We start from the raw sequence: 20,779 nt of genomic DNA on the forward strand, positions 1-20,779 counted from the left end.
AAAAAATTAAACCTATTTTCACGCCTTCAAAATCCCCAAATTATGAGTAATAGGCAATTGCTTACCGTTTCTTTTTTGTTTTTTCTATTTCAGCAAACATATGCCCAGCGCAACTATGAGGGGTATAATTTTCTTGGGATTCAAGGTGGAATTTCATTCTTTGATATTCAAACGGACGATTTGGTTACCGAACAAAGAGAAGGTTTTATTGCAGGATTTACCACTCGTGGCGGTTTTAGGAATAATTTCGATCTGATTTATGGAATAAGTTTTCAAAGTGAATCCGTGGGCGTGGAAGGTAGTGATCCGTTAGGAACGGATACTCAAAAAATCGGATATTCCGTTCAAGGAGTGCAGATTAACTTTATGGGTAGTTATAATATTATAATGAAGCATTTAAGTGTTGAACTCGGCCCCGTTTTCTCAATTAACGGTAAAATGAAACTGGACCGTGAGGAATATGAAGATTATATTTTAGCAGGCTACAACACTTTGACGGCTGCGGAAATTCAAGATATTTCCGTTTTCAACGTAAGGCTTGCAGCGGGTTTGACTACGGGATTGGAGCATTTCCGCATTAGTGCACAATACCAATATGGCCTTACCAATATGTTGGGAAAATTGAATGACCAAGGTTTGGAGAACAATGATTTTAAGGGCAATAGTTCCACCATTATTTTGATGGGGGTGATTTATTTTTAGCCCATAAAATCCATTGCTTTTTCAATTCGGGAAATGCTTTCTTCCCTTCCTAAAATAGAAATAATCTCAAAAACATCCGGTCCCTTCATTTCACCCACAAGCGCCAAGCGCAGCGGCATCATGACCTTTCCGAATCCGATATTCTCTGAAGTAATCCACCCTTTTATTTTTTCCGAAAGATTTTCTGCGGAAAAATCTTCTGCCGTTCTTAAAACAGAAATTACTTTTTGAAGCAATTCGTGTGTCTCAGCTTTAAAAGCTTTTTCAGTGGCTTTTTCGTCATAGCTTTTTGGGGCTTCAAAAAAGAAACTTCCCTGTTCCCATAAATCGCTAACGAAAGTTGCGCGTTCTTTCAAAAGTGAAACAATTTTTTTCAGATTAAGTGAATTGGAAATTCTTTTTTCTTGTAGCAATCTCGAGAAATCTTCTGCAAGCTTTTCATCATCCACTTTTTGAAGATATAGATGCTGAAACCATTTCGTTTTCTCGGGATCGAACTTTGCGCCTGCTTTGTGAACTCTTTCCAATTCAAAAGCGGCAATCAATTCCTCCAAACTGAAAATTTCCTGCTCCGTTCCCGGATTCCACCCTAAAAATGCGAGCATATTTACAACGGCTTCGGGCAAATATCCATCTTCCCGATAGCCTGAAAATAGGTCACCATCGGCCGTTTTCCATTCCAATGGAAATACCGGAAACCCCATTTTATCGCCATCGCGCTTGCTTAACTTTCCGTTGCCGGTGGGTTTCAGAATCAACGGCAAATGTGCAAATTGTGGCGCGTTCCATCCAAAAGCTCGGTACAACAAAACGTGCAGAGCCAATGACGGCAACCATTCCTCGCCACGGATTACATGGGAAATTTTCATCAAGTGGTCATCCACAATATTTGCCAAATGATAGGTTGGCATCCCATCACTTTTGAAGAGAACTTTATCGTCGAGAATATTGGTTTCAACTTGCATTTCGCCTCGAATAATATCGGTCAAATGAAGTGTTTCATTTTCCGGAGATTTGAAGCGAATTACGTATTCTTCGCCATTTTCAATTTTTTGCTGTGTTTCTTCCGCAGAAAAAACAAGTGAATTTTTCAGTTTTAATCGGTTGTGCCAATTATAAATAAAAGTTTTTCCTTTTTCTTCGTGGTCTTTTCGGTGTGCATCAAGCTCTTCTGCAGTATCGAAGGCATAATATGCATTTCCGGATTCAATTAACGTATCGGCGTATTTTCCGTAAAGATTTTTGCGCTCACTCTGGCGGTATGGACCGCAGTCCGCCTCTTTGCTGGGGCCTTCATTATATGGAATGTTTAGCCACTTCAACGCTTCAATTATATATTCTTCAGCGCCTTCCACATAACGGTTTTGGTCGGTATCTTCTATTCGCAAAAGAAAATCGCCACCGTGCTTTTTTGCGAATAAATAATTGAACAAAGCGGTGCGAACACCACCAATATGAAGCGGCCCAGTTGGGCTGGGAGCAAAACGAACCCGAACTTTTTGAGACATAATATGCATTCTTTTTGTGAAGGGGCAAAGGTACAATTATGCGAGCGCATTTTAAAGTTATTCCGAATTGTGGTTTTTTCTTTTTTTGGAGTAATATTTGCGGCGTGGACAGCACAAAATATTTATGTATTTTAGAAGTTTTCTTTATAGGAAGATAAATTTATGAGCACCTTCAAAATTATCCAGCAAAAACTGGAGGAATTTATTAAGAAATACTACACCAATGAGCTGATAAAAGGCGCAATCCTTTTTTTCGCCATTGGGTTGCTTTATTTGTTGGTTACGCTGCTCGTGGAATATTTTCTTTGGTTGAATCCGCTGGGAAGAAGAATTCTATTTTGGTCATTCATTTTTGTTGAATTGGCCTTATTTGTTCGGTTTATCGCCTTTCCGCTTGCAAAACTTTTCAAGCTTCAAAAGGGGATTAATTATGAAGAAGCTTCAAAAATTATCGGGAGCCATTTTCCGCAGGTGAATGACAAACTTTTAAATGTAATTCAGCTAAATCAAAATCAGCGTGAGAGCGAATTGCTTGCCGCAAGTATTGATCAAAAAGCGACCGAGCTACAGCCGATTCCTTTCCAAAGTGCCGTAAATTTTAAGAAAAACGCAAAATATTTGAAATACGCAGCAATTCCCGTTTTGGTTTTTGTGCTTTTCAGTGCTTTGGGCGGAATGGATATTTTTTCGAGCAGCTATAAACGCGTTGTGCAGTACGACACCGCTTTTGAACCGCCCGCACCTTTTTCATTTATTGTAATGAATGATAATTTGAATGCGGTGGAAAACAAGCCTTTCAATTTAAAAATCCGCACCGAGGGAACCGCAATTCCTGAAAATGCGAGCATCAATTACAACGGCGAAACCTATTACCTTCAGCAGACGGCGCCGGGCTTGTTTGAATATACTTTTCAGCAGCCCATGGAATCGATTGATTTTAGTTTGAGGGCGAATAAGGTTTCTTCCCGGAACTATACTCTGGATGTCGTAAAAACGCCTTCGCTGCTCAATTTTGAAATGGTTTTGGATTATCCTTCCTATACGGGAAAAAATGATGAAACGTTGAAAAGCACCGGAAACGCTACCATTCCTGAAGGAACAAAAGTGAGATGGAATGTTGTGACGAAAAATACTGACGCTGTGAGTTTGAAAACTGCCGATACAAGTTTTGTCTTTTCATCGAAGGAGGAAACCTTTAATTTTCAAAAAGGGGTTTACAGTAAATTTGATTACGCAATCACAACTTCGAATGAAAAGCTGAAGGATTATGAAAATCTTGCTTTTACGCTAAATGTGGTAAAAGATCAATTCCCCGAAATTGAAGTGCAGTCAAAACAGGACAGCACGGACAGCCAACGGGTTTTCTTTTTGGGGCAGATTTCGGATGATTACGGGCTTACCAAGCTTCGGGTGGTATATTTTCCCGAGGGCGACGAGAAGCAGCTTAAAACGCAATCCCTGCCGCTTAACAAAACTAATTTTGATCAATTCACTTTTACTTTTCCCGGAAATCTTCCGCTTGAAGAGGGCGCTGCTTATGAATATTATTTTGAGGTTTTTGACAATGACGCAATTCACAATTTCAAATCTTCAAAATCTGGGATTTATTCTTTTAGGAAATTCACAAAGGACGAATTGGAGAAAGAACAGCTTCAAAATCAACAAAATGCAATTAAAGGTTTGGACAAATCTTTGGAAGAATTAAAGGATAGAAAGCAAACTTTAGAAGAACTTTCGCGCACTCAAAAGGAAAAAAACGAACTTAATTATAATGACAAAAAGAAACTTGAAAACTTCATTCAACGCCAGCAGCAGCAGGAGGAAATGATGAAAAATTTTTCCAAAGAACTGAAAGAGGAGCTTGAGAATTTTCAGCCTGAAAATCAGGAAAAGGATCCTTTTAAGGAGCAACTAGAAAAGCGTTTAGACGAGAATGAAGAGCGTTTAAAAGAGAATGAAAAATTGCTGGACGAACTGGAGAAACTTCAAGATAAAATTGAAAAGGAAGAATTGACTGAAAAACTTGAAAAGCTCTCGAAGCAGAACAAGAATCAGGAGAAAAATCTTGAGCAATTGGTAGAGCTTACCAAAAGATATTATGTAGAAAAGAAAGCCGAGAAATTGGCTGAGGAACTTTTCAAATTGGGAGAGAAGCAGGAGAAACTTTCGGAGAAACCTGAGGATGAAAACACGAAAGAGGCACAGGAAGAATTGAATGAAAAATTTGAGGAATTCAAAAAGGAAATGGATGAGCTACAAAAGGAAAACGAGGGTCTAAAAAAGCCATTGGATATTCCGGAAGATAAAGCCACGGAGCAGCAAATTGACCAGGAGCAGGAAAAGGCAACTGATAATTTGGAAAAACAGCAAAAACAGAAAGCGAGTGAGAATCAGAAGAAGGCAGGAGAGAAAATGAAACAAATGGGCAAGGGCATGCAAATGCAGATGCAGTCCGGACAAATGGAATCTATTGAAGAGGATGTAAAAATGCTTCGACAAATTGTGGATAATCTGGTTGTATTTTCCTTTGAACAGGAGGATTTGATGGAAACTTTTAAAACTATTGAATACGGCAATCCAATTTTTGGAAAGAAACTGAATATGCAAAATGATCTCAAAACCAATTTCGAACACATTGACGATAGTATTTTTGCACTGTCGCTTCGCCAACCTATGATTGGCACGCAGATAAATGCATCACTTACTGAAATTCAGTATAATATTGATAAATCTTTGGAGCGATTGGCTGAAAATCAATCTAGACAAGGAATTGGTAATCAACAATATACCATAACTGGTTCTAATGACTTGGCAGTTCTTTTAAGTGATATCTTAAGCAATATGCAGATGCAAATGTCAATGGCTGCAGGTTCTGGATCTGGAAAAGGAAAACCGAGTCCCGGGGCAGGCAGTGGCGGATTTCAACTTCCTGATATTATACAGAAACAGGAAAGTTTAAGCGAAAAAATGAAGGAAGGAATGCAGAAAGGCAAGAAGGGAAAAGAACAGGGTAAGGAGGGCGAGGGTGAAGGTGAAGGAGAGGGTAGTGGTGACGGCAATGGTTCGGATGGTAATAATGGGCGAGATGGGAATAAAGGTAATAAAGATGGAAAGGGAGAGAGGGACGGAAATGGCATGAACGAAGAGATGAATGGCGAAATATTCGAAATTTATAAACAGCAACAACAATTGCGACAGCAACTCAAGGATCGACTGAGTAAAGAAGGCATCAATGGTGATGGAGGAAAACTTTTAAAGAAGATGGAAGGTATTGAGCAACAACTTTTGGATAAAGGGTACAATCAAAATACACTTCAACAAATGATGAACTTGAAATATGAATTATTAAAGCTCGACAAAGCCGATCTTGAACAAGGACAGGAGGAAAAAAGGGAATCACAAAGCAACAAACGAGATTTTCAAAATAGAATGCGCCTTTCTCCCGAAGATATTAGAATCTACTTCAATACCACCGAAATTTTGAATCGTGAGGCATTACCTTTACGCCATGATTATAAAATGAAGGTTCAGGAATATTTCAAGGAAAGCAATGATTGATTTTAATTTTGAAACCGACTTTGAGCTAAAAAATGAAACGAAGTTACAAGCTTGGATCGGCGATGTAATTAATGCGGAAGGTTTTGAGTTAGGGGAAATTTCATATGTGTTTTGTGACGATGAATATTTACACAAATTGAATTTGGAGTTTTTGGATCATGATACACTTACTGATATTATCAGTTTTGATTACGCCGTAGGGAAGCAAATAAATGGCGAAATATATATTTCAGTAGAACGCGTTTCGGATAATGCGGCTGATTTTGAAACAGCGTTCGATGAGGAATTGCATCGGGTTATGATACATGGAATACTTCATTTTTGCGGTTATAAAGACAAAACCGCTGAGGAGGCACAAAAGATGAGGGAGAAGGAAGACGATTGTATAATTACGCTAAGAAATTTCTTTTAAGCAACAATTAAAAGCCCTCCTTGATTTCTAGTTATTTATTGTATTTTTGCATCCCTTAAAATTTTACGATGTTCCACGTGGAACAATAGGTATAAAATATGTTTTTAAAAGAATATGATGTTATAGTCGTTGGTGCTGGTCATGCAGGTTCGGAGGCTGCGGCTGCGGCTGCGAATATGGGCTCCACAACTTTGCTCGTTACGATGAATCTTCAAACAATCGGTCAAATGAGTTGCAATCCAGCTATGGGTGGAATTGCAAAGGGACAGATAGTTAGGGAAATTGACGCTCTTGGAGGCTACAGTGGTATTATTTCGGATAAAACGGCTATTCAGTTTAAAATGCTCAATAAGTCGAAAGGCCCGGCCATGTGGAGTCCCCGTGTACAGAGTGATCGTATGCGCTTCGCGGAATGTTGGAGATTGATGTTGGAGAAAACTCCTAATTTGGATTTTTACCAAGAAATGATTTCGGGGATCCTCGTTGAAGGTGGGGTCATTAAAGGTGTCAGAACTTCCCTCGGATTGGAAATTAAGGGGAAAAGCGTTGTCCTTACTAATGGAACTTTTCTAAATGGATTGATCCATATTGGGGAAAAGCAGTTTGGGGGTGGCCGTGCTGGTGAAAAAGCTTCAACTGGAATCACACAGGATTTGGTGAACCTTGGTTTCGAAGCTGGAAGAATGAAAACCGGAACTCCACCGAGAGTAGATGGCCGTTCCTTGGACTTCTCTAAAATGATCGAACAACCTGGGGACGATATTCCTGAGAAATTTTCCTATTCTGACGAAACACAGTCATTAAAGCATCAACGTTCTTGCCACATGAGCTATACCAGTTTGGAAGTTCACGAGGTTTTGCGAGAAGGATTTGATAGGTCTCCTATGTTCAATGGCGCTATTCAAAGCCTAGGCCCAAGGTACTGTCCATCAATTGAGGATAAGATAAACCGTTTTGCGGATAAAGATCGACATCAACTTTTTGTGGAACCGGAAGGATGGGATACCGTCGAATATTATATTAATGGGTTTTCAACTTCCCTGCCTGAGGATATTCAGTTTAAAGCGTTGCGACAAGTTGCAGGATTTGAAAATGTCAAATTTTTCCGTCCCGGTTATGCTATCGAGTATGATTATTTCCCGCCTACACAGTTGAAACATACTTTGGAAACAAAATTGGTATCAGGATTATACTTTGCTGGACAAATAAATGGAACTACCGGCTACGAAGAAGCAGCATCCCAAGGATTGATGGCGGGAATAAACGCTCATTTAAAAGTTCACGAAAGGGAATCATTTATTTTGCAGCGAAATGAGTCATATATCGGTGTTTTGATTGATGATCTTATCACGAAAGGAACGGAAGAACCATACAGAATGTTTACTTCTCGGGCGGAATATAGAACTCTATTGCGGCAAGATAATGCCGATTTCCGTTTAACCCCAAAATCTTTTGAAATTGGCCTGGCGGGCGAAAAGCGTTTGCGAAAAATGGTAGAAAAGAAAGAAAAGGCACAGGCATTTGTGCAATTTTTCAAAGAAACAAGTGCCGCCCCTGAGGAAATCAATCCCATTTTTGAAACTAGGAATTCTGCATTAGTAGATCAAAGTGATAAAATGTTTAAATTCTTTTCTCGACCTGAGATTATGATGGTGGATATGCGGAAAATTGATTCAGTTGATAATTTTATTAAAGAAAATGAATTGGATGCTGAAATGATTCAACAGGCGGAAATTCAAGTGAAATATGCGGGGTATATTGAAAAGGAAAAGAATAATGCGGACAAACTTAACAGATTGGAAGGGTTAAAAATTCCCGCTTCTTTCGATTATTCCAAGCTCAAATCATTATCCTTCGAGGCACGTGAAAAACTTACGAAAATAAAGCCAGCCACAGTTTCACAAGCATCTCGCATAAGTGGTGTGTCACCTAATGACATATCTGTCCTTCTTGTATATATGGGGCGCTAAGAGAATTGTTTCACGTGGAACGCCCAATTTACGACAATAATTATTTTAATTATTCTAATACAACTTTTCGTCTTTTGAAGAATTCTGAAACCTTTATTACCACGAAGGATTACTTGATTTCTAAGAAATCTTTTGATTTAGTGTACAACGCGAACCTTGAAATGCTAAGAACGAATCCGCAGCCGAACACGGACGAACTTTATAAATATTATGAAAGTAGTGAATACATATCCCATACGGATGAAAGGCGGGATTTTTTTTCTAGAATATATCAGGTTGTAAAACAATGGTCGCTTCATAAAAAGACCAATCTTATTTATGAGTTAAATGGAAGTGCTGGTGATTTATTGGATATTGGTGCTGGAACGGGTGAATTTTTAAAATCTGCGGAAGAAAAAGGCTGGAAGGTTTTTGGGGTAGAACCAAACGAAGGGGCAAAAAAACGAGCAATAAATAAAGGACTGGATTTAAAATCTTCCATAAATGAATTTGAAGGAAAACGATTTGATGTCGTTACTCTATGGCATGTTTTGGAACACATTCCCAATCTTGAAGATACAATATCTCAACTTACGCATTTGGTGAAAACAGATGGCACTTTAATAATTGCCGTTCCAAATTACAGAAGTTTTGATGCCAAATACTACGGAAAATTTTGGGCAGCTTATGATGTTCCTCGGCATCTTTGGCATTTTTCAAAAAAATCGATAGAAAAACTTTTTCAGCCCGCTTTTATATTGAAAGAAATAAAACCAATGATTTTTGATTCGTTTTATGTAAGCCTTCTTTCAGAAAAATATAGAACCGGGAAAAAATTTTCGGTTAAGGGAATTTGGATTGGGCTATTATCAAATTTAAAAGGAATATTCACAAAAGAGTTTTCTTCCCACATTTACTGCTTTAAAAAAGGCGATAATTGATTTAAAGCGTTTTTAAGAGAGTTACACAGCGAAAAGTCCTAAAGCTTCGTTCCTTGGTATTAATTTCTTAAGAACGTTTATTTGGATCCATTTTCTATAACTCGGTGTTATGAATTTGCAGATCTTCATAATAATCTCTTATAACAATTCGGATTTATGAATCAGGCGCGTAAGCTTGATAGAAAGGTCAGTAAATATTATTTTGGCATTTCCATTTCTTTCAATATGATAGGCCGCATCTACCAGTGCCGAGTTTATTTCGAAAATATTATTTTGGTGAACATAAGGCGCAAATTTTGAAAGAGAGAATGATTTATCATTCGCCTCAAAAAATAATAAGGTGTCGGTGCCGTAATTTTTTAATAGGCCCTGTCTAAATATCTCAATGCAATAAATAAGAAACTTTTTTTGAGTTTCACGTCCTTGTGCTGCCAGTTCATCACTCCACTCCAATAAATTGTTGATGGCAATTTTGTTTCCTTTGGCCTTAAAAGCGGTTCGAACCCAATTAATAAACCATTTTTCAAAAACTTCCTCTTCACCGGTTTCTTCCAGTAATTGCAGCGCTTTATTGAAATCACCGCGCGATCTTCGGGCGGTTTGAAATGCCAATGTTTCTTTTATCTGAAACTTTTTAGTAAGTTTTTCGGCAATATCATTTTCGGAAAGCAATGGAAAAACCAATTTTTGACATCGCGATTTTATTGTGGAAATAATTTGTTCTTCTCGCTCAGTCAATAAAAGGAGCACCGTTTTATCTGAAGGCTCCTCAACGAGCTTGAGGATTTTATTGGCACAATCGCTGTTCATATTGTCGGCCATCCAAATTATCATCACCTTATGCCCGCCTTCAAAAGATTTCAGAGCAAGTTTTTTCGAAATATTTTCGGCTTCATGTTTACTAATGTTTCCTTGTTTATTTTCGATACCGATACTCTGAAGCCATTCAAATAGTGAACCATAGGGATTTTTCAAAACAAAATTTCGCCACTCTACAGAATAATCATCCGAGATGGCAACTTTTGCTGATTCCCCTCTTTTATTTACCGGATACACAAAATGTAAATCGGGATGCGAGAGTCTTGCCACCTTGTTTTTACAAGCAAGATATTCCGGACTTCCTTTTACATATGGGCTGCAAAGCAATTCCGAAGCGTAAGCAGTGGCCATTGGTAACAACCCGCTGCCATTAACACCCGTAAACAGCTGCGCGTGCGGAATCCGACCGTTTGCAATTGTCGTGGAAAGATGTGATTTTAAGTGCTGTTGCCCGATTACTTCTGAAAAATCCATTGGCAAATCTAATTAATATTTTTTATGGGAATTGAGAAAAAGGCTATTTAAATCTATTCATTGAAAGGAACAAGTGGAAAGTTTATAAATCTCAAAAAACCTATATTTGCACGATAAAATTTTAGCTATGAAAACTGTAAACGATATAAATTTTAAAGGAAAAAAAGCATTGATCCGTGTTGATTTCAATGTTCCATTGGATGACAATTTCAAGGTGACCGACGATACCCGAATCCGTGCCGCCAAACCTACAATTTTGAAAATTCTGGAAGACGGCGGAAGCTGTATTTTAATGTCGCACCTCGGAAGGCCAAAGAACAACGAAAAGGAATTTTCATTGCAGCATATCGTAAAGTCTTTATCGGATATTCTTGGAATACAAGTGAAATTTCTTGACGACTGCATTGGCACGAAGGTTTCAGAAGCGGTTTCAAATTTAAAATCGGGTGAAATTCTCTTGCTTGAGAATCTTCGTTTCTACAAGGAAGAAGAAAATGGGAATATGGAATTTGCAGAAAAATTATCAAAGCTTGGCGATGTGTATGTGAACGATGCGTTCGGAACCGCTCATCGTGCCCACGCTTCCACCGCTATTATTGCCGATTTTTTTGGGGAGAATAAGTGCTTCGGCTTGCTGCTGGCCTCAGAAATTGAAAACGTAAAAAAAGTTTTGGAGACAAACGAAAAGCCTGTAACAGCAATAATTGGCGGCGCAAAGGTATCCTCAAAAATTACCATAATTGAAAACATTCTCGATAAAATTGACCATCTCATAATTGGAGGCGGAATGGCTTTCACCTTTGTAAAAGCACAAGGTGGAAAGATAGGTAGCTCACTTGTCGAGGAAGACAAACAGGAATTGGCACTTGAAATTTTGGAGATGGCAAAGATGAAAAACGTGTTGGTCCATTTGCCTGTGGATGCCGTTATTGCCGATAGTTTTTCCGAAACCGCCAATACACGAACCGAGGATGTGAACAACATTCCCGATGGATGGATGGGGCTGGATGTGGGTCCAAAAACCAATGAACTTTTTGCAAATGTGATTGCAGCTTCCAAAACTATTCTGTGGAATGGACCTGTCGGTGTTTTCGAAATGGAGAAATTTTCAGAAGGAACAAAAGCATTGGGAAAAAATATTGCGAAGGCTACCGATAATGGGGCCTACTCCTTGGTTGGCGGCGGCGATTCCGTTGCTGCGGTGCAAAAATTTAAGCTTTCCGATAAAGTTAGCTACGTATCAACTGGCGGGGGCGCAATGCTCGAGATGCTTGAAGGAAATACATTGCCGGGAATAAAGGCCCTGATGTAGAAACGTTAAATATCTGTATATTAGTCTTTTGATTGGATTATTTGCATAAATTCGCAAAATCGTTATTTTTGACAAAATTTTATAATTTAAATTGCGTTACAGTTCCATAGAATTTCACTTCTATAAAATATTGAAATATTATTAATCAGGCGAACTTGCCAAAATCCCCACGCAATATATAAGCTGATGAAACTAAACAGAATCCTCCCTCTAATGCTATTGCTGGCCTGCAGTATTAGTTTTGCCCAACAGGGTAAAAAGAAAGTCAAAAAGTTGAATACCAAAAAAGTTCAAATGGTTGACTCTATTAAAGTTTCCAAAATTGCCGAAGAATTGCCTTCTACCGTAATTGCTACAACCATTAAAGACACCTTGATTTATGATTTAAAGGATATGGCCCTGGCCAGAAAAAAGGACAGTCTCTGGTTAAAAGAACTTTATAAATCTGATCTATTTGAAGACATTTACAATAGTGTTGCTAATCAAGATTATGAACCGGTTCAATATGACGAGCTACCGACCGAAGTGTTAAAGCAGCGTCTAAAAGAACTGGATGCGCGCACTCCTTTTAAGGTTGAATACAATACCTCCTTGGAAAGTGTGATAAAGCAATATTTGAAAAACCGACGAGGATCCATAGAGCGTTTGATGGGCTTAAGCGAATATTATTTCCCACTGTTCGAACAGGAACTTGATAAACACAACTTGCCTTTGGAATTGAAATATTTAGCAGTTATTGAGTCCGCCTTAAATCCGCGTGCACAATCCAGAGTAGGTGCTACCGGGTTGTGGCAGTTTATGTATCCAACGGGCAAAATGTTTGGTCTGGATGTAAGCTCTTATGTTGATGAGCGCTCAGATCCAATTATGGCAACAGAGGCAGCCTGCAAATATCTTAAAAGCTTAAATAATAGTTTTAATGATTGGGACTTAGCCCTCGCCGCCTATAATTCTGGCCCGGGCAACGTTTCAAAGGCAATCCGTCGTTCCGGCGGAAAAACCAACTATTGGAGCCTTCGTGACTTTCTTCCACGGGAAACCGCAGGTTACGTACCGGCATTTTTGGCAACGATGTATATTTTTGAATATGCCAAGGAACACGGATTTGCTAAACAAAGTGCACGAATTCCATATGTGGCCACTGATACCATAAAAGTGAAGCAGCAAATAACACTGGATCAAGTTGCAAAACTAACCAACCTTGATAAAGAAGAATTGGAGTTTTTGAATCCTTCTTATAAACTTGGTATAATACCCGTAGTGAAGGATGAAAATTATATGCTTCGTCTCCCACTTACGGCCGTTGGGACATTTGTAAACAACGAAGAGGCCATTTATACATTTGTGCAGGAGCAGCACCAAGAAGCGGAAAAACCAGCGCCGGAATTATATGAGCAACCTGAAAAAATTCGTTACCGTGTTAAAAGAGGGGACTATCTTGGGAGAATTGCCGAAAAATATGGTGTCGGGGTGAGCCAGATTAAATCCTGGAATGGAATGCGGAGCAACACCGTGAATGTTGGCCAAAATTTAATTATTTATCCTAAAAAGAATGCTCAACCGGATATTGCCAGCAATAACGTCCCTCAATCCAGTTCTTCAGAAAAAGTATATACCGTCCGCAATGGTGATTCGCTCTGGAGCATTTCCCAAAAATTTCCAGGAGTTTCGGTTCAAAATATCAAAAAATGGAACGATATTAGTGGCAATAACTTAAAGCCGGGAACTAAACTTAAAATATATAAGGGATAGTTCCAAAAAATATCCTTTTGATGAAACCCATTTACTTTGTACTGTTTTCGCTATTTTTTGCATTTACATCTTGCAACAATAGTGGAAAAAGGGATAAAACCCTTCTTCCAGATTCCGTCGGAAATATTAATGTTCTTCAAATAATTATTCCCAATGATTTATGGAATGGAGCGGTCGGTGAGGCAATTAGAAATAATTTTGCTGCTCCGGTGGATGGTCTTCCACAAGATGAGCCTTTGTTTTCGATGAACCAAATGCCGCCTGAGGCTTTTACTGGTTTTGCACGGAGCAACAGACTTTTTTTATACGTTGTGCTAAGCGAGGAAGATAAGGTAACCATTGCAACCGATGAATATGCAAAACCTCAAAAAGGTGCCGTCATAAAGGCCACTTCCGAAGAGAAACTTGTAGAGTTAATTGACCAAAATTCGCAAAAAATTATTGAGGCGTTCCATGAAACAGAGTTTAAGGAAAGACAGCGCCGCACTGCAGTTTCATTATTGAAAACAGATTCTTTAAGGAAAGTAATGGGCGTAAGTCTGCAAATCCCGAGTGCTTATAGAATTGCTACGGCTACGGATGAATTTTTTTGGATGCGAAAAGATTTAAAGGATGGCACCACAAATATTTTGGTCTATGAAGTACCGTTAACCATGATAGCGAACGATTCCACCGCTGTTGGCGATATTATTAAAATTAGGGACTCTATCGGGAGTAAATTGTTGCCGGTGGAGGACGAAGGACAATTTATTACCGAAGATGCCTACGCGCCATACATTTTTAAGATGGAAGTAGACGGGAAATTTACCTATAAAACAAAAGGAACCTGGGAGGTAAAGGATGCTTGGATGGGCGGTCCATTTATAAATTATGCCATTAAGGACGAAAAAAACAATCGCTTTCTAATTCTCGAAGGGTTTACCTATGCTCCCAGCGCCTCTAAAAGAGATTTACAGTTTGAACTGGAATCTATTTTGAACACCGCCAAGCTGGAATAATAAATATGATAGAAGTAATCTCTCAATAAAAAAATAGCCTTTCATTATGAAAGGCTATTTTTTTATTGAGGTTGAACGAACAACTATTTGTTCTCGTCTGTTTTTTTATCAGTTGTTTCATCTTTGGAAGCATCTTTGAATTCTTTAAGACCGCTGCCCAAACCGCGCATTAGCTCTGGAATTTTCTTTCCTCCAAAAAGTAGTAGCACAATAACTACAATCAAAATAATCTGCCAGGGGCCAATAACGCCTAATGGTAAAAATAATGCGTTCATGATTTATAAATTTAGTTACGCAAAGGTAACAAGAAATGTTTAGATACCACGTTTTCAGAATAACTTTAGCGCGATTGGCTATTCTTTATTTTATATTTGTAAAAACTTAATATACGCTATGTCAAGCAAAGAAAAAGGCGCCAAAAGGTTTAGACGGAAATTACTTCACAAATACCGATTGGTGATTCTCAACGAGGAAACCTTTGAGGAACGATTCTCATTTAAGCTCAATAGGTTAAATGTTTTTGTTTTTAGCACCCTTTTCGCCCTATTTCTTATTTTGGCTACCACTTTTATTATAGCTTTCACCCCCTTGCGGGAATATATTCCAGGATATTCATCCACAACCTTAAAAAAGAAGGCTACTCAATTAGCCTATCAAACTGATTCATTACAAAAAATATTGGACGTAAATGAACAGTATCTCGCTTCCATTAAAAAAGTACTCACTGGCGATGTGAAAACCATAAACTTCAATAAAGATTCCATTATTGAAGTTGCAAAAACAGATCCCTCCGTTCTTATAAGAACGTCAAAAAAAGATTCGCTATTGCGCCAGGCCGTTGCAAAGGAAGATAAATATAACCCACTGATTGCACCCCAAGTCCAGGAATATGCGCTCTTTGCACCAATAAAAGGATCCATTTCAGAGCCCTACAATTCCAAGACCAAGCATTATGCTGTTGATGTGGTAACGGCCAAGGATTCCCCAGTAAAGGCCGTAGCCGATGGGACCGTCATTTTTGCTGAATGGACAACCGCAACAGGCTATGTAATTATTATTAAACACAATAATAATCTTATATCCGCCTATAAGCACAACGCGATGCTAACAAAGGAACAAGGAGAAATTGTAAATGCGGGCGAGGTTATTGCCACAGTGGGCAATACGGGTGAATTGACCACCGGGCCCCACCTTCACTTTGAACTTTGGAGAGATGGATATCCCATAAATCCCACCAGTTTTATAGATTTTGATTGATAGCCTATGTCCATAAAATCAATTGCCGCAAAAATATTTTCGAAAATTGTCGTGTTCCAAATTCAAAGATGGGCTACCAAACCGGTTGAAACACAACGAAAGGTTTTTGAAGCATTGATCGCAAGTGCAAAACAAACTGTCTTTGGAAAGAACCACGACTTTCAAAACATCAGCTCCTATGAAGATTTTGCTGCTCAAGTTCCAGTTCGTGACTATGAGGCGTTAAAACCTTATGTTGAAGAGGTTATCTCTGGCAAGGAAAACATTCTTTGGCCTGGAAAACCGCGCTACTTTGCAAAAACTTCGGGCACAACCTCTGGCGCAAAATACATCCCGCTTACCAAGGAGTCTATGCCCTATCACATTGAAGCCGCCCGCAACGCAATTTTATGCTATATCAACGAAACTGGAAAAGCGGATTTTGTTGACGGTAAAATGATTTTCCTTCAAGGAAGCCCAGAAATGGATGAAAAAAACGGTATCAAAACTGGAAGACTTTCAGGAATTGTTGCTCACTATGTTCCCGCCTACCTCCAAAAAAACCGGTTGCCAAGCTGGGAAACTAACTGTATTGAAGATTGGGAGACCAAGGTAGATGCTATTGTGGGTGAAACCAAGAATGAGAATATGACCGTTATCAGCGGCATCCCTTCCTGGGTGCAAATGTATTTTGAAAAACTTCAGAAAAACACGGGCAAAAAAGTGGGCGATCTCTTCAAAAATTTCAATCTGTTCATTTACGGCGGCGTAAATTTCGAGCCCTATCGCGCTAAATTTGAAAATTTAATAGGAAGAAAAGTAGATAGTATTGAATTATTTCCGGCGAGTGAAGGATTTTTCGCCTTTCAGGATAGTCAAAAGGAAAAAGGAATGTTGCTGCTTTTGAATTCGGGCATTTTTTATGAATTTATTGAAGCCTCTACTTTTTTTGATGAAAATCCAAAACGCTTAACCATTGGTGAAGTGAAAATTGGGGTCAATTACGTAATGATTATTTCTACAAATGCGGGTTTGTGGGCCTATAATTTGGGTGACACCGTGCAATTTACTTCCACCAAGCCATATCGAGTAATTGTATCGGGCAGAATTAAGCATTTTATTTCCGCTTTTGGCGAGCACGTAATTGGCAAAGAGGTGGAAGAGGCAATGAACAAGGCAATTTCAGCATTAAATTTTTCGATTACAGAGTTCACCGTTGCGCCACAAATCACCCCTGCTGATGACAATCTTCCCTACCACGAATGGCTAATTGAATTTGAAACGCCACCCGAAAATTTTCAAAAAATGGCTGAATTTCTTGACGCCGAAATGCAGCTTCAAAATTCTTATTATTTCGATTTGATAAAAGGAAAAGTACTGCAGCCCTTAAAAATAACCGCTTTAAAGAAGGAAAGCTTTCAGCAGTATATGAAATCGCAGGGAAAATTGGGCGGCCAAAATAAGGTGCCACGCCTTGGGAATGACCGGAAGATTGCAGATGCACTTCATCAAATTCAAGCATTAAATTAGTATTATCTTTGCCCCAATGAACAATTTGAAATCACACACTAGAACACGCGCTCAGGAAAGCACCGGCGCCATTGAAAAACTATATATTACTATGCGTCACCTCTTCAACCGTGGGTTTTACAAACCTATGGGAATATCAGGGGAAACGCTCCGAGAATCACTTTTAACCCTTAGGCCGGAAATCTATGGTTCCATAACCGAAGATAAAATAGAACTTCAGGGCCTACTCTACGTTATGGACCGCTTACCTATTGGGATTGAAGAGTGTACTTTCATAAACCTTACTAGTGATGAGGGCTATAATAATTCTCATTTTGAGCCCATTATTCCTCTTAAACGACGAAGGAATTGCTACCGTATCGATTCTGAGCAGATGAATATTGAAATCACCCGGGGAAGATCTGAGATTTATGATATTCTAACCCACCTAACTTTTCTGTTTATAGAATCGCATAAAATAATGAAACAAGTGCTAATCACTGAAAACGGCGAAGTGATACGCGATTGGAAAAAACTGGAACAAGCGGTTCTTAAAAAGGATAAATTAACCCAAGAGGAAAAGGAAGTGGCCCTTACCCACACCGCGAATTTTCTTGGAAGAACTTTTGACGAGGTAAAGAGTGCCTTCCCATATTTTGCTACAGAAAAAAACGAAAATAGGTTTTTCAATATTATCTATTTCCTTGGTAAATTGGCCATAGAAGAAATTCTAGAGGATAAAAAACGCATTATTACGTTTAGTCCAGTGCTCCGGGAACGATTGGGACATCACATTCATGGCGAGCAGTGGGCATATCGCATCAAAAATTCATTGAAGGAGCATGGGTTGATTGAGCGTCCACTTCATATTATAAGCGCCAATATGCATAGCGTAATGAACAGTCTTTATGCATCAAAAGCATTGCCAGCAGAGTTCTCTAAAAAAAGATCTCTGGAAGTTTTCGAAGCTTTAAGTAGTCCCACGAATATGAAACTGCGGGAGAAAGTAACCAAAACAGCACTCTCTGAAGGAATGATTTTTATTGATGACACTAGTGGCACAAACATAGATGTCCAAATTATTGACACCGCCAAAATAACCAAGAACCCTTTCACGGCGGGATTGAAAGGGCTGGAGGATTCTAAAAAACCTGTCATCATAGTTATGGATTATGCCTTCGGCGAACAAGCATACGAAACTATGGACGAGCTGTTGAAACCTTTGGTTAACGCCGATAAAAGCCGACAATTCTTAAATGTAGTTTCCATTTCAATTATGGGAAAGGCTGGCATTCTTGAAGGCGGGAAAGGCGATATTATGATTCCCTCTGCCCACGTTTTTGAGGGCACGGCAGACAATTATCCTTTCAAGAACCAAATGGACAAATCCCTTTTTAAGGACGATGATGTAAAAGTTTTTACGGGAACAATGATTTCGGTACTTGGAACCTCGCTTCAAAACAGGGACGTGCTTAAATTCTTCCACAATTCCACGTGGAATGTAATTGGTCTTGAAATGGAAGGGGCGCATTACCAAAAGGCAATCCAGGCGGCGTCCAAGATTCGCAGAAGTATTAGCCCAAAAGTAAAAGTTCGTTATGCCTATTATGCCTCAGATAATCCCTTAGAAACAGGAAGCACATTAGCGTCCGGGGGCTTGGGCACAACTGGGGTAAAACCAACCTATTTGATTACTGAAAAGATGTTAAAACAGATATTAGACGCTTCTAAAAATTAATTTTGAAAAACGATAAAGTACTGATTACCGGTGGCGCAGGGTTTATAGGTTCCAATTATGTGGAATACGCCCTAAAAAATTCAGACGATGAAATTTTCGTGCTGGATAAGCTAACTTATGCTGGGAATTTAAAGAATTTGGAAACAGTTTCCCACAAAATTACATTTATAAGAGGGGATATTTGCGATGCCGATTTTATTCAGGATTTGTTCTCAAAATATGCTTTTCAAAAGGTGGTTCATTTCGCTGCGGAAAGCCATGTGGACAACTCTATTTCCGGACCTTCGGAATTTATTCAAACGAATATCGTGGGCACGTTTAACCTGCTTCAAAGTGCCTATACAACTTGGATGCATGGCCCCAATGACCTCAAATCCGAATTCAAATATGCACGTTTTCTGCACATTTCAACTGATGAGGTGTACGGAACATTGGGAGAAACAGGACTTTTTACGGAAGAAACATCTTACGCCCCAAACAGTCCGTACAGCGCTTCAAAGGCATCTTCAGATTTTATCGTGCGCAGTTATTTTCATACCTATGGTCTGCCCGTTGTAACCACTAACTGTTCCAACAATTACGGCCCAAATCAGCATAAGGAAAAATTGATTCCCACCATTATTCGGAAAGCAATTTCCGGACAGCCTATTCCTATTTATGGCGATGGGAAAAACGTGCGTGACTGGCTTTATGTCATGGACCATTGCAGCGGCATATATTTGGCTTTGGAAAAAGGAAAGTTGGGCGAAACCTACAATATTGGTGGCCGCAACGAACGTGAAAATCTTTATATTGCAAATGTTATCTGTGAATTGTTAAATGAAATGCTTCCGAAGAATTCATCTTACAAAGAGCAAATAACTTTTGTGAAAGACCGTCCCGGCCACGATTTTAGATATGCCATTAATGCGTCAAAAATTGAAAAGGAACTGGGTTGGAAAGCAAAAGAGAATTTTGAGACAGGCATACAAAAAACAATTGCTTGGTATTTAGAAAATAAAGAAAGATTATGAAGGGAATCATTTTAGCCGGAGGCTCTGGCACGCGGTTGCACCCAATTACTTTGGCAGTAAGCAAGCAATTAATGCCCGTATATGACAAACCCATGATCTATTATCCGCTGTCAACGCTAATGTATGCGGGCATAAAGGAAATCTTGATTATTTCAACCCCACAAGACCTTCCACTTTTTAGGCAACTTTTGGGAGATGGCGAAAAATTAGGATGTAACTTTCAATATGCGGAACAGGCCCATCCCAACGGTCTTGCGGAAGCTTTTATAATTGGAAGGAAATTTATTGGCAACGATAAAGTAGCGTTAATTCTGGGCGATAATATTTTTTATGGTTCGGGGTTAAAAGAATCATTGCAATCCAATAATAATCCCGATGGCGGGGTTATTTATGCTTATCACGTCTTGGATCCCGAACGATATGGGGTTGTGGAGTTTGACAAATCCGGTAAAGCACTTTCAATTGAGGAAAAGCCCAAGAATCCTAAATCAAATTACGCCGTTCCCGGCATCTATTTTTACGATAACAGCGTAGTAGATATTGCCGCAAATATAAAACCCAGTGCTCGCGGTGAACTAGAAATAACCGATGTAAACAATGTGTACTTAAAACAGGGAAAACTTAATGTTAGTATTCTCGATAAAGGCACGGCGTGGTTAGATACCGGAACATTTGCTTCCTTAATGCAAGCGGCACAATTTGTAGAGGTTATTGAGGAAAGACAAGGCCTGAAAATTGGCGCTATTGAAGAAGCAGCTTATGAAATGGGCTACATTTCAAAAGAAAAATTAATTGCTTTGGCCGAGCCTTTATTGAAAAGTGGTTATGGAAAACATTTACTTCAACTTGATTAAAATT

The 20,779-nt window shown here is 39.0% G+C and carries 16 protein-coding genes; 13 read left to right on the top strand and 3 right to left on the bottom strand.

Annotation, left to right across the window (positions count from 1 at the left end; translation table 11 throughout):
• Positions 1 to 42: 42 nt before the first annotated feature.
• Positions 43 to 702, top strand: a complete 660-nt coding sequence (locus QRD02_RS01685) for an outer membrane beta-barrel protein (RefSeq protein WP_290253157.1) — start codon at positions 43 to 45, stop codon at positions 700 to 702.
• Here QRD02_RS01685 and gltX read toward each other — a convergent pair.
• Positions 699 to 2,210: a glutamate--tRNA ligase gene (gene gltX, locus QRD02_RS01690; protein ID WP_290253158.1), complete on the bottom strand. Its 1,512-nt coding sequence runs from the start codon at positions 2,208 to 2,210 to the stop codon at positions 699 to 701. The two genes, QRD02_RS01685 and gltX, sit on opposite strands and share 4 nt — an antisense overlap.
• 162 nt (positions 2,211 to 2,372) lie before the next feature.
• Between gltX and QRD02_RS01695 the strand changes: the two genes are divergently transcribed.
• From QRD02_RS01695 to QRD02_RS01710, 4 genes are all read left to right on the top strand, one after another.
• Positions 2,373 to 5,768: a coiled-coil domain-containing protein gene (locus QRD02_RS01695; protein ID WP_290253159.1), complete on the top strand. Its 3,396-nt coding sequence runs from the start codon at positions 2,373 to 2,375 to the stop codon at positions 5,766 to 5,768.
• Positions 5,761 to 6,180, top strand: coding sequence for an rRNA maturation RNase YbeY (ybeY, locus tag QRD02_RS01700; RefSeq protein WP_290253160.1), 420 nt, complete (start codon positions 5,761 to 5,763; stop codon positions 6,178 to 6,180). The genes QRD02_RS01695 and ybeY overlap by 8 nt, the downstream gene beginning before the upstream one ends.
• A gap of 98 nt (positions 6,181 to 6,278) precedes the next feature.
• Positions 6,279 to 8,150: a tRNA uridine-5-carboxymethylaminomethyl(34) synthesis enzyme MnmG gene (gene mnmG, locus QRD02_RS01705; RefSeq protein ID WP_290253161.1), complete on the top strand. Its 1,872-nt coding sequence runs from the start codon at positions 6,279 to 6,281 to the stop codon at positions 8,148 to 8,150.
• Positions 8,151 to 8,224: 74 nt separating this feature from the next.
• The gene (locus QRD02_RS01710) at positions 8,225 to 9,070 is read left to right on the top strand and encodes a class I SAM-dependent methyltransferase (RefSeq protein WP_290253162.1); all 846 of its coding nucleotides are present in this window, start codon (positions 8,225 to 8,227) and stop codon (positions 9,068 to 9,070) included.
• A gap of 138 nt (positions 9,071 to 9,208) precedes the next feature.
• Here the strand turns inward: QRD02_RS01710 and QRD02_RS01715 are convergent, their stop codons facing one another.
• On the bottom strand, positions 9,209 to 10,363 hold the full coding sequence (locus QRD02_RS01715; protein ID WP_290253163.1) for a DNA polymerase III subunit: 1,155 nt from the start codon (positions 10,361 to 10,363) through the stop codon (positions 9,209 to 9,211).
• A 127-nt stretch (positions 10,364 to 10,490) separates the two neighbouring features.
• Here QRD02_RS01715 and QRD02_RS01720 point away from each other — a divergent pair, with 127 nt between their 5' ends.
• The 3 genes from QRD02_RS01720 (at position 10,491) to QRD02_RS01730 (ending at position 14,425) form a co-directional block, all read left to right on the top strand.
• Positions 10,491 to 11,675, top strand: coding sequence for a phosphoglycerate kinase (locus QRD02_RS01720; RefSeq protein ID WP_290253164.1), 1,185 nt, complete (start codon positions 10,491 to 10,493; stop codon positions 11,673 to 11,675).
• A 186-nt stretch (positions 11,676 to 11,861) separates the two neighbouring features.
• Positions 11,862 to 13,427 carry a lytic transglycosylase domain-containing protein gene (locus QRD02_RS01725; protein WP_290253165.1) on the top strand — a complete coding sequence of 522 codons (1,566 nt, stop codon included), beginning with the start codon at positions 11,862 to 11,864 and terminating at the stop codon, positions 13,425 to 13,427.
• A 20-nt stretch (positions 13,428 to 13,447) separates the two neighbouring features.
• Positions 13,448 to 14,425 carry a DUF4837 family protein gene (locus QRD02_RS01730; protein ID WP_290253166.1) on the top strand — a complete coding sequence of 326 codons (978 nt, stop codon included), beginning with the start codon at positions 13,448 to 13,450 and terminating at the stop codon, positions 14,423 to 14,425.
• 83 nt (positions 14,426 to 14,508) lie between these two features.
• Here the strand turns inward: QRD02_RS01730 and tatA are convergent, their stop codons facing one another.
• Positions 14,509 to 14,700, bottom strand: a complete 192-nt coding sequence (tatA, locus tag QRD02_RS01735; RefSeq protein ID WP_290253167.1) for a twin-arginine translocase TatA/TatE family subunit — start codon at positions 14,698 to 14,700, stop codon at positions 14,509 to 14,511.
• Between the two features lie 118 nt (positions 14,701 to 14,818).
• On the opposite strand from tatA, the gene QRD02_RS01740 reads away from it, so the two are divergent.
• Genes QRD02_RS01740 through rfbA form a run of 5 tightly spaced genes read left to right on the top strand, consistent with a single transcriptional unit; the run spans position 14,819 to position 20,775 of the window.
• Positions 14,819 to 15,682, top strand: coding sequence for a M23 family metallopeptidase (locus QRD02_RS01740; RefSeq protein ID WP_290253168.1), 864 nt, complete (start codon positions 14,819 to 14,821; stop codon positions 15,680 to 15,682).
• A 6-nt stretch (positions 15,683 to 15,688) separates the two neighbouring features.
• Entirely contained in the window at positions 15,689 to 17,191 is a 1,503-nt protein-coding gene (locus QRD02_RS01745; protein WP_290253169.1) for a GH3 auxin-responsive promoter family protein, read from the top strand.
• Positions 17,192 to 17,207: 16 nt separating this feature from the next.
• A complete protein-coding gene (locus QRD02_RS01750) occupies positions 17,208 to 18,908 on the top strand; it encodes a DUF6909 family protein (RefSeq protein WP_290253170.1) in 1,701 nt (566 codons plus the stop codon).
• A 2-nt stretch (positions 18,909 to 18,910) separates the two neighbouring features.
• Positions 18,911 to 19,921 carry a dTDP-glucose 4,6-dehydratase gene (gene rfbB / locus QRD02_RS01755; protein WP_290253171.1) on the top strand — a complete coding sequence of 337 codons (1,011 nt, stop codon included), beginning with the start codon at positions 18,911 to 18,913 and terminating at the stop codon, positions 19,919 to 19,921.
• The gene (rfbA, locus tag QRD02_RS01760) at positions 19,918 to 20,775 is read left to right on the top strand and encodes a glucose-1-phosphate thymidylyltransferase RfbA (protein WP_290253172.1); all 858 of its coding nucleotides are present in this window, start codon (positions 19,918 to 19,920) and stop codon (positions 20,773 to 20,775) included. The genes rfbB and rfbA overlap by 4 nt, the downstream gene beginning before the upstream one ends.
• The last annotated feature ends 4 nt before the right edge of the window (positions 20,776 to 20,779 follow it).

Source organism: Aequorivita aurantiaca, assembly GCF_030410135.1.
Classification (GTDB): Bacteria; Bacteroidota; Bacteroidia; order Flavobacteriales; family Flavobacteriaceae; genus Aequorivita; species Aequorivita aurantiaca.

Coding starts and splice junctions, on each gene's coding strand:
- QRD02_RS01685 (WP_290253157.1), top strand. CDS start 43: ATGAGTAATAGGCAATTGCTTACCGTTTCTTTTTTGTTTTTTCTATTT.
- gltX (WP_290253158.1), bottom strand. CDS start 2,210: ATGTCTCAAAAAGTTCGGGTTCGTTTTGCTCCCAGCCCAACTGGGCCG.
- QRD02_RS01695 (WP_290253159.1), top strand. CDS start 2,373: ATGAGCACCTTCAAAATTATCCAGCAAAAACTGGAGGAATTTATTAAG.
- ybeY (WP_290253160.1), top strand. CDS start 5,761: ATGATTGATTTTAATTTTGAAACCGACTTTGAGCTAAAAAATGAAACG.
- mnmG (WP_290253161.1), top strand. CDS start 6,279: ATGTTTTTAAAAGAATATGATGTTATAGTCGTTGGTGCTGGTCATGCA.
- QRD02_RS01715 (WP_290253163.1), bottom strand. CDS start 10,363: ATGGATTTTTCAGAAGTAATCGGGCAACAGCACTTAAAATCACATCTT.
- QRD02_RS01720 (WP_290253164.1), top strand. CDS start 10,491: ATGAAAACTGTAAACGATATAAATTTTAAAGGAAAAAAAGCATTGATC.
- QRD02_RS01725 (WP_290253165.1), top strand. CDS start 11,862: ATGAAACTAAACAGAATCCTCCCTCTAATGCTATTGCTGGCCTGCAGT.
- QRD02_RS01730 (WP_290253166.1), top strand. CDS start 13,448: ATGAAACCCATTTACTTTGTACTGTTTTCGCTATTTTTTGCATTTACA.
- tatA (WP_290253167.1), bottom strand. CDS start 14,700: ATGAACGCATTATTTTTACCATTAGGCGTTATTGGCCCCTGGCAGATT.
- QRD02_RS01740 (WP_290253168.1), top strand. CDS start 14,819: ATGTCAAGCAAAGAAAAAGGCGCCAAAAGGTTTAGACGGAAATTACTT.
- QRD02_RS01745 (WP_290253169.1), top strand. CDS start 15,689: ATGTCCATAAAATCAATTGCCGCAAAAATATTTTCGAAAATTGTCGTG.
- QRD02_RS01750 (WP_290253170.1), top strand. CDS start 17,208: ATGAACAATTTGAAATCACACACTAGAACACGCGCTCAGGAAAGCACC.
- rfbA (WP_290253172.1), top strand. CDS start 19,918: ATGAAGGGAATCATTTTAGCCGGAGGCTCTGGCACGCGGTTGCACCCA.